Genomic DNA, 9,264 nt, shown 5'->3' on the forward strand with positions numbered 1-9,264 from the left:
TAAGCATAATTTACAAAAGGGGAATAAATGACAATTTCGGTAAGTAGAAAATTTTTCAATATTTATCCGCAGGGTGTAATAACTGCCTTTAGATTGAAAAATTTAGATATTAACAACTATGATTCAAAACATTTGGATAATTTGAAAATAGAAGCGAAAAAATATTTAAAAGATCGTATTTTAATAAAAAAATCATTGCAAAGATATGCCAATAAAAACGTTTTTAACACTCAGCTGGAAAAACTTATTTTACAAGGCGAGCAAGCATTTGAAACTGATAATTTTTTACAAAACATTTTAAATATGTTGATGGTAATTACCGGTTATACCATTAATCATCATAACGCAGAGCAAAATATTGGTTCATTAGTTGTTAGTGCAAAAGATAACCATCCTAACTATGAGATAAATTCAAAAGAAATATCAAAAGTTTTTGTTGAAGACAAGGAAATTAATTTCTCAGCAAATACATTTATATTTCTTGAAGCAGTAAGCGAAGATGATTATGAATGATATTTAGAATCAATCAAATTGATTCGTAAATGATTCGCACTAATTTTTAATCACAACGCTTCATATCGAATTTTAAGCATTTTTAATAGTTCGGTAATCGAAGAAGATGAATCTCAATTAGGTTTCCTTAATGATGGCTTTGATCAATTTTTATTTATCGAAAAACATTTGTTTAACGAAGACCCAAACGAAACTAATTAATAACTAAAATTGTGCATTGGAGGTTAAATGATCATTAAATTTCACAGAAGATTTTCAAGACAAATCCCTTGATCTATAAACACTGTATTTAAATTATTTGATTTTGAAAACAAAATAGCAAATAAAGATGAATACGAAAAACTAAAAAAAGAAGCAATAAAAGCATTGCAAAATAAAGAACAAATTGCAAAATACAAAAATAATCTAGTGTCAAAAAAAATAAAATCAAACTCGTTTTTGAATATTCTTGACAAGGGCGAACAAGCCTTTAATACTAATGATGCCTTGCAAAATGTTTTAAACATGTTGACAATAATCAATGGTTATACATTGAGTTTAATTCCTATTGATAGACCAGTATCACGCTTCAATGTTGACTATTTAGACAATAAATTTGTATATTCAATGAATGAAGTCAGTGTGGGTGAAATTTTTAACCCTAGCATCGAAGAAACCAAATCATTAAAAAATAATTTGCTATTTCTTGAATCAATTGACGAAACTGATTATCAAAATTATTTAGATGCTATTACTTATACCAATTTTACTATCGATAAAATATTTGATTTTGACGCTGTTAGAAAAATTTTAAGCGTTGTTGCTGATAATGTTGATACAGCCTCTACTGCCGAAATCGATTGAACAACTGAAGGATGAGATCAATTTGGTGAAGTTTCTTTAATTAGAAAAAGTCAGAAAAAAACAGTTAAATGTCATATTTAAAAAAGTTTATCCACCGATAAACTTTTTTAAATATGTTTTTGCATTTGCTCAATTGCGCTTTCAATACTATTGAACTCACCCTCCAGTGTTAATTGATTTAAAACTACAGCTATAAGCATTAGCAATTTATCTTCAGCACTCAACACTTCCTTAAAGAAAAATCTATCAATGCGGCTGATATATCATTTAACAATATTGACTTTTAATTTTGTTCCTTTTGAGAAAGAATTGAAGCGAGCGTAATCTCTTTTTCACTCAATTGAAATATCTTTTTGATTAGCTTCTTCGTAACGTTTAGTTACTGGATCTAATCAGCGAATTTCAAAATCTTTATCTTTAAATGAATAATCTTTATTATAAATATACTCACTGACTTTTTTTCAATTTACTGTGTATGTTGCTTTTAATTTACGGTAAAACAGAGATAAAAATGTGAAACCAATAAGTGTGAGTAAAAGTGAGATCACCCATAAAATTAACACACCATAACGACTCGTAATTCACAAATCGTTTTTACGGAAAAATATCTCTCCGATAGCAAAAATAATACCGACTGTAATAGAACCAACTGAACCAACGATCGCAAAATCAATAATATTTTTACGTTTATCTTGCTTTATTTTGGTTGTGATTAAATTATTTTCTCTAAAATAAGCATATTTTTTGACAAATTGGCGAATCAATAATGACTGATAGATGATCGGCCAAATGACAAACATTGCCGAAATAATATTAACTATATTGTTGAAAGAAAAAATTGCAGTTGTGTCTGAAATAAAATTATTGTTCATTTATTCTCCTTTTAAAAACTCTTTGTTGAAAATTTTCTTGGCAATGTTTTTGGGAATTACTTTTTCTAATTCACTCAACGGTGCGTTGTAAATATTATTATATGTTTTAAAATATTTTAACAATTTATCTTCATAAACACTGCCTAAACCTTTAATTCTTTGTAATTTTCCTTCTAATGATGAAATTTTTTTTCTTTTTCAGAAAACAGATTTGGCAAATCGATCAACTTCATCTTGTATGCCTGTTAAAAAGTTTTTCAATGATTGGGGTTTGATCACACATGCTTTTTCATCAACATCAATAATGCGACTTGTGCGGTGTTGATCATTTTTCACTAAGCCTATAACTTTAATATTACGCTCAAGTTTAGTTAAAACATTTTTTGCTTCGTGAACTTGCGCTAAACCTCCGTCCACAATAATTAAATCAGGTAACAAATTCTTATCAGAGTTGAAATATTTTTCAATACTTAAACGCATATATTCAACATCTGCTTGTCTTAGATTGTTTTCGGAATGATTAAAAGAACGATAATACAGTTTGTTTTTTAGACCGCCGCAAATAGCTATTGCAACGCCGACTGGTAAATTATTGGCTAAATTAGAATTATCAAAAACTACAATGTTATTAGCGACCAAACCACCAGTGTATTTTGCTAAATCTTTCAAATTGTTGAATGCTTTATTTTGCAAACTAAGCATGTGCATGCTAGTGTTTTTAACAAAATCGTCTAAATTTAAGTTAGCAATTGCTAGAATTTTTTTATATAAACCGATTTTGGGAAAAATAATGTTTATTTCATTTTCGGTAACGAAATCGTATTCTTTTAAAGAATCATCGGCAATCACATTTTCTGGTATATGTTTATTTGCATAATAAACTTGGAAAAAATTATTAAGCGTTTCGTTGATATCTACATAAATATCAATAATAACATTGTCTTTACCAATTAAATTCCCGTGTCTATAAAATAGTAAAGTGATATAGATTCTTTCATCTTTAATGCAGTATGTAAAAACATCAATGTTTTTGAAATTTTTCAGTTCAATAATCTGGTCTTCGCTAATTTTTTTGAGATACTGCAAAGAGTTTTTAATATCTAGGGCGATTTCAAATTGTAATTTAGCACTCGATTCGTGCATTTTTCGTTCAAGTTCACTGATATATTTATGTTTAAAAGTAACTATATTTTTGAGAAAATTAAATTTTTCTTTTCAATAATTAAAATCTTCATTTTTTACTTTAAGACCGTTTTCGAAAAACGCTTCACGTTCCAACAATTTAAGAATCACGTTGGCCCCATAACCTTGTGGAAAAGGCCCAAAATAAAACAAGTGAGCACTCTCTTTTTTGGTTATTTTACGAACAATTGAAATATCTAGACTTTTAGGTTTTAATTCAATTTTAATGTACGGATATCATTTGTCATCTAATAATAAAATATTGTATTCGGGATTGTATTTATCGATTAGTTGTTTTTCAAGTAAAAGGGCTTCTTTGTTGTTACGTGAAATAAAAATATCAAAATCAACGATTTTTTGAACCAGTGTTGTTGTTTTATACGAATTGATTGCACCTTCAAAATACTGATGCATTCTGCGGTTTAAGTTTTTGGCCTTACCGACATAAATCACTTTATTATTAGCATCCTTTCACAAATAAACACCAGGTTGTTTGGGAACTAGTTCAAGTTTTTTTTCTAAAAGTTTATTCATTATTGAATATTTTCCTCAATGAAATCAACAATAATTTCCCGTGGATAATATCTACTACCACGTTTTTTGACTTGGTTGTTATTAATTATCAAAAATGTCGGTATGTCAAAAACTTTATACTGGTCGTTAATATCTTTATAAATTCCCGCCTCGTCAATGTCAACATTGATAAACTTGATATTATTTTCGCCAATAAATTTTTGTTCAATATATTCGTAGGTACTATTCATAATGATTGATTCTTTGTCGCCTTGTTTAGTAAAAGCGACAAAGAATATTTTGTCGCTATTTGCTTTATTTGAAATTATTTTTTGGGTTTCTTCTCAAGAATACAGTTTCATTAAATTCTCCTATTCATTATCAAAAGGACTTATCCAACTACCATCGTCTTCGTCTGTAAAATCAGATAAATCTTTTACAGAATTAGTATCTTCATCTCCCTGCGATATAATCATGGTTTTTGTTGCAAAAGTGAAATCTTGTGTAGATTCATCTTTAATTTCATCAATGTTTAATGAATCATTACCCGATAAACTAGGATCAGAAGCAGCATCTACTTCCTCGGTAAGTATTTGATCAAATCCTAGGCTTGTATTATCGTTTATTGTTTCTGAATTATCAGGCGTAATTGAGTCAGCGTTGCTGTCGATATCATTAGTTGTGTTTAGTTCAACATTTTCTGTATCTTGTTTTGGTTCATCATCTAAATCATCTAAGTCAAAACCCAGTTTATTGATGTCGTTATTTTCATTTTCGCTATGAATTTCCATAACCAGACTTTGTGAAGGCGATTGACCTTTTAAATCCACATTTAAATCTTCAGGTTGATTTTTATATAACTCTTGAGTTTCGATGCTTCTTAATTCTACAGTTTCATCAATTGCAATTGAACCATTATCCTCTTTTTCATCATCTTTGTCGTCATCATAATCAATCATTAATAACTGAGTATCAAGTAGCTGAACAATTTTAGTTTTTTCGTCTTGAGTATCAATAATTTCATCAAAGTTATTAGTCAATTCATTTTGGTCTAATTCAATGTCTTTAGCTACAAGATCAAGGGGTTGAGTTCGACTAGTTATTTGAAATTCTTCTACCGTATTAGTTTTCACTTCGTTAGAAATAGATAAATCACCGGCAGAGTTGTTTGGGTTAGGAGTAACTAAAGTATTATTTGAGTCATTGACTTGATTTTGAGAATATTCTTGTTGTTTCAATCTTTCCTTATCAACTAACGCAATAAATGCTTCTTCTTCAATTGTTTTCTTTGCCTTTTGTTTGTGTGATGACATAAAATACTTGCTAGTTAAAGGATGGTCAAATAAAGTATCACGACTTGCTTTTTTGTTAATTAATCTAATAATTTTTTTAAACGATAATGATTCAACATTGATTTCTAAAACTTTAGCTGCATCATTAACATAATCAAAATAACGTTTAACTTCGTTTGTAAAATAATAGACAGTGTTTATTTTTTTTAAGTAAGTGACTACTTGTTCTAATGTTTTGTTGCCTGCTAAATTTTTAAAATATTCTTTTGGTTTTAAGGTCAATAAATAAACTCAAGAAATTGTATGAATTGTTAAAATGAATAGAAAAATCAATCACGGACTAATCACAACTGCGTGTAAGGCATTCAATACTGAATCCATGAAAATACCTATATTTCCATTGGTGTTAGGATAATTCAATATTGCACCATTATTAGCGTGTGTAAATGATTTATATCAGCCATCAGTAAATAAAATTTTCAGATCACTCAATGAGTAATGAGTCAAATTAGAAATATTGCGTTTTGTTACTAAATATCAATGGTAACAAAGAACAAAAACAAGTAAATTAAGTCAAATAAACATCTTTACTCGGCGACGAACTATTCAATAATCAACTCGTCTATAGGGCTTTAATCAATAAAAATAATACCTGTTTAGAATAACTTCTAACCAGTTTAAAATCAACGATACAAAAACACCTGCAACAATAAACATAGTTAGGTCACCAAACGATAAACCTATTGAATATAGATATATTTTTCTAAAAATTGTTACAGTTTTTTCACTACCAAAAATATTAGAGCTATATTGCACTAAAACAATGAAGGTTGTGAAAAACAAAAAAATCACAAATTTTAAAAACTCCGGAAAGGAACTTAATTTATCACTGCGAACTATTTCTTCCTTGCTTTTCTTTTCAATTTTTTTAAAAAAAGGAGAACGTGTTAATCTAGACATTTCTGTATTTGTATTCATAAATATAATTATACTTAAATACTTAATTATTAAATACATATATCTATTAAATTTAATTTTAATATTAATAATTATTCTGCTTAATTTATTGCAAATTTAATTAAAAATCAACAAATGCACTCGAACATTTGTTGATTTTTATTGATGTTTTTCAAAAAATAATTAATTTTTTTTATTCAACAACATTGCTATTTCTTCTTTGTAAATAGGCCCTTGTTCTGTTCAAGGAGTCTCAAGAATGATAGGTATATTATCTCAATCTTTATCGTGAACAAATTTAGCTAGTGTTTCAAGTCCTATAAATCCTTTGTCAATATTTTCGTGTCTATCTTTATGCGAATTTAAGTCATTTTTTGAGTCATTTAAGTGTATAACCTTAACGTGTTTTTTAAGATCGTAGTGTTCTAATTGTTGCTTAAATTCTTCGTAGTTTTTAATGTTATAACCAGCATCTCAGATGTGGCAAGTATCTAAACACAATTGAATTCTTTCACTGTTGCATTTGTTAATAATGTATTGCATCTGTTCAAAATTAGTAAACACTTCAGTGCCTTTACCAGACATAGTTTCTAGACAAATAACAACATCTGTTTGTTTTGTTTGTTCCAAAACAAAGATTAAATTTTCTATCAATGCTTCAATACTCAAATTGATATCAAACTTGGTATAAGCTCCAGGGTGTAAAACAATATATTTTGCCCCGATATATGACACACGTTGAATTTCTTCAATTAAAAACTCGCTAGCAAACTTGCCTTTTTCAATTGATGACATATTAATTATGTATGGTGCGTGTACAACGATATCCTCATTTTTGATCAAATCGCTGTATAATTCATTGAATTTTTCTGGATTATATTTTTCTTTTGCAACACGTCTTGTGCTTTGTGGAGGGCCAACATAAATCATCATTGTATTGGCACCGTATGCAATACTGTCCTTAGCTGAATCGGCCAAATAACCTGGAGCTTTAAATTGTACATGTGAACCTAGTTTTATCATTTTTCTCCTATTTTTATTGATATATAAGCAATAAAAGTGATTATTATTTATCTTTTTTTAGAAATATTAACAGTGGCTGAAAGTGTCAATAACAACGCACTCCAAGACACTGAATATAGCAATGAACCTCACCATGTGTTTTCAAGACCAAAGATTATGTTATAGTCTAACACTGCATTTTTTGAACTTGTAATTTCGCTTGGTAAACCTTGAATAGCAAAATGACGGAAAAGATTGCTTATTTGTGTTGATGGAATAATACTTGAAAATTCCGCAATTGCCCTTGGGAAGGTGTGTAGTGGAACAAAACTCCCAATTAAAAAACCACCAACTGAACTCAATCCTGCTGAAAGAGCGCTAAACGCTGCGTTATTTGATAAATAACTTAAAAAGAAAACAAATAAAGATGAGTTCAAAATACTTCCAATAATAATTATTGATAATATAACAAAAGTGTTTTGTGTATTTATTGCGTGAAATTTCATTGAATTAAATTCGTAAATCAATGTTTTATCAATGGCCATTCAAATGATGCAAAGAATAAAAATAATTGTTGTAATCAAAATATTTAAAATGACATTGTAAATCAAATAACTGAATCTTACGATTGAGTTTTTTATTGGAGAAATATAGAAATCATCCAGTATTTTTCTTTGATTATCATTGACCATTACACTTGAAAGTGAAATTGCGTTTGTAAATGTTGTCACTGATAACATCCCGATAGTTAAGGAAATATCTGCGTAATGATTTTTAAATTCTGTTGGTGTTTGCGCTGGTAGTTGGTTAAGATAAATATTGCGAGCAAAAAGAATAAAACACAAAAGAACAATCATTGGACTCATCAAAGTGAAAAATATTCTTTTTCCATCTTTCACAAACACTTTGAAGTTTCTGTTTGTCAATGCAAATAATTTAGTCATTATCACCTCCAAATTGTTTGGTTACATTCAAAAATACTTCATCCATCGAACCTTTAATAAATTCATAATCTTCAATATCATCAATATTATTTTTAACAAACTCATGACCTTGTTTAAAGGTATCAAATTTAATTATTATTGATGAATTTTTATAATTAAAGTTTAGATTGCTTTCTTTAATTTTATTGCGTAATCGTTCAGAAATTGAGTGCAATAAGACCGTTGAAGATGAGTATAACTTTTTCAATTCCGCCGGAGTACCTTCAACTAGTTTTTTACCTTTTTGAATAATAATAGCACGTGAACAATCATCAGCCTCTTCCATGTAATGTGTGGTCAATAAAATTGTTAAATGTCGCTGTTTTTGAATATTTTTCAATATTTCTCACACAAGTTTTCGTGAATTTGGGTCAAGACCAGTTGTTGGTTCATCTAAAAACAATATAGATGGCCGATGAACTAGAGCTCTAGCAATATCAACACGACGACGTTGACCGCCACTTAATTTGCCGTATGGTCGTTTGACAAAATCACTTAATTGAAACTCGTCAACAATTTCTCTCACGACATCATCAATTTTTCTATCTTTGAAGAAATTTTTATACAAGCTTGCTCGAATTTTAAGATTTTCTCAAACCGTTAAACTCGGATCAAGAATCGATTCTTGAAAGACAATACCAATTTCATTTCTAACTTTTGTGATATCTTTATCTATACTTTGTGAATTAATATAAACATTTCCGCCATCACGCTTAAGCAAACCTAAAATAATGTTGAGTGTTGTGGTTTTACCAGCACCATTTAAGCCAAGAAAACCAAACAATTCACCTTTTTTTACGCTGAACGATATTTCTTTTAAAGCTACAAATTTTTTGAATTTTTTAAACAATTTTTCAATAACGATAATGTTTTTCTTATCTAAATTTTCAATTTGATTATCCATAATTTAAACCTCTTTTAATATTATATTACTAAACATATTTACCACGTTGCATATCAAAGACTTTTGATATCAAACCTGTCATGTAAGAAACAAAAATGTCCTCGTAGTATAAGAAACAAAAAAAGCCTTTTTGATAATATTTTATTGTGATTTAAATGACAATGATATTTATGAAAATCACTAAGTACAAAACCAAAGAAAAA

The 9,264-nt window shown here is 28.6% G+C and carries 9 protein-coding genes; 2 read left to right on the forward strand and 7 right to left on the reverse strand.

Features of this window, described 5'->3' with window-relative positions:
* The first annotated feature begins 27 nt into the window (after positions 1-27).
* Positions 28-714 carry a hypothetical protein gene (locus N1F73_RS03005; RefSeq protein WP_260360053.1) on the forward strand — a complete coding sequence of 229 codons (687 nt, stop codon included), beginning with the start codon at positions 28-30 and terminating at the stop codon, positions 712-714.
* A 27-nt stretch (positions 715-741) separates the two neighbouring features.
* Complete coding sequence (locus tag N1F73_RS03010; RefSeq protein ID WP_260360054.1) at positions 742-1,437, forward strand: hypothetical protein; 696 nt, start codon at positions 742-744, stop codon at positions 1,435-1,437.
* Between the two features lie 26 nt (positions 1,438-1,463).
* Here N1F73_RS03010 and N1F73_RS03015 read toward each other — a convergent pair whose 3' ends face one another.
* From N1F73_RS03015 to N1F73_RS03045, 7 genes are all read right to left on the reverse strand, one after another.
* Positions 1,464-2,228: a hypothetical protein gene (locus tag N1F73_RS03015; protein WP_259290112.1), complete on the reverse strand. Its 765-nt coding sequence runs from the start codon at positions 2,226-2,228 to the stop codon at positions 1,464-1,466.
* Positions 2,229-3,944, reverse strand: coding sequence for a GIY-YIG nuclease family protein (locus N1F73_RS03020; RefSeq protein ID WP_260360055.1), 1,716 nt, complete (start codon positions 3,942-3,944; stop codon positions 2,229-2,231).
* Positions 3,944-4,285, reverse strand: coding sequence for a thioredoxin family protein (locus N1F73_RS03025; RefSeq protein WP_260360056.1), 342 nt, complete (start codon positions 4,283-4,285; stop codon positions 3,944-3,946). The genes N1F73_RS03020 and N1F73_RS03025 overlap by 1 nt, the downstream gene beginning before the upstream one ends.
* A 9-nt stretch (positions 4,286-4,294) precedes the next feature.
* Positions 4,295-6,193 (reverse strand): hypothetical protein, encoded by a 1,899-nt coding sequence (locus N1F73_RS03030; protein ID WP_260360057.1) that lies wholly within the window; start codon positions 6,191-6,193, stop codon positions 4,295-4,297.
* Positions 6,194-6,355: 162 nt separating this feature from the next.
* Positions 6,356-7,195 (reverse strand): deoxyribonuclease IV, encoded by an 840-nt coding sequence (locus N1F73_RS03035; protein WP_260360058.1) that lies wholly within the window; start codon positions 7,193-7,195, stop codon positions 6,356-6,358.
* Between the two features lie 47 nt (positions 7,196-7,242).
* Positions 7,243-8,118: an ABC transporter permease gene (locus tag N1F73_RS03040; RefSeq protein WP_259290117.1), complete on the reverse strand. Its 876-nt coding sequence runs from the start codon at positions 8,116-8,118 to the stop codon at positions 7,243-7,245.
* On the reverse strand, positions 8,111-9,061 hold the full coding sequence (locus tag N1F73_RS03045) for an ABC transporter ATP-binding protein (RefSeq protein ID WP_259290118.1): 951 nt from the start codon (positions 9,059-9,061) through the stop codon (positions 8,111-8,113). Before N1F73_RS03045 ends, N1F73_RS03040 begins: the two co-directional genes overlap by 8 nt.
* Between the last annotated feature and the right edge of the window lie 203 nt (positions 9,062-9,264).

The sequence above is a fragment of the Mycoplasma sp. HS2188 genome, assembly GCF_025209835.1.
In the GTDB taxonomy this organism is placed as follows: domain Bacteria; phylum Bacillota_I; class Bacilli_A; order Mycoplasmatales; family Metamycoplasmataceae; genus Mycoplasmopsis.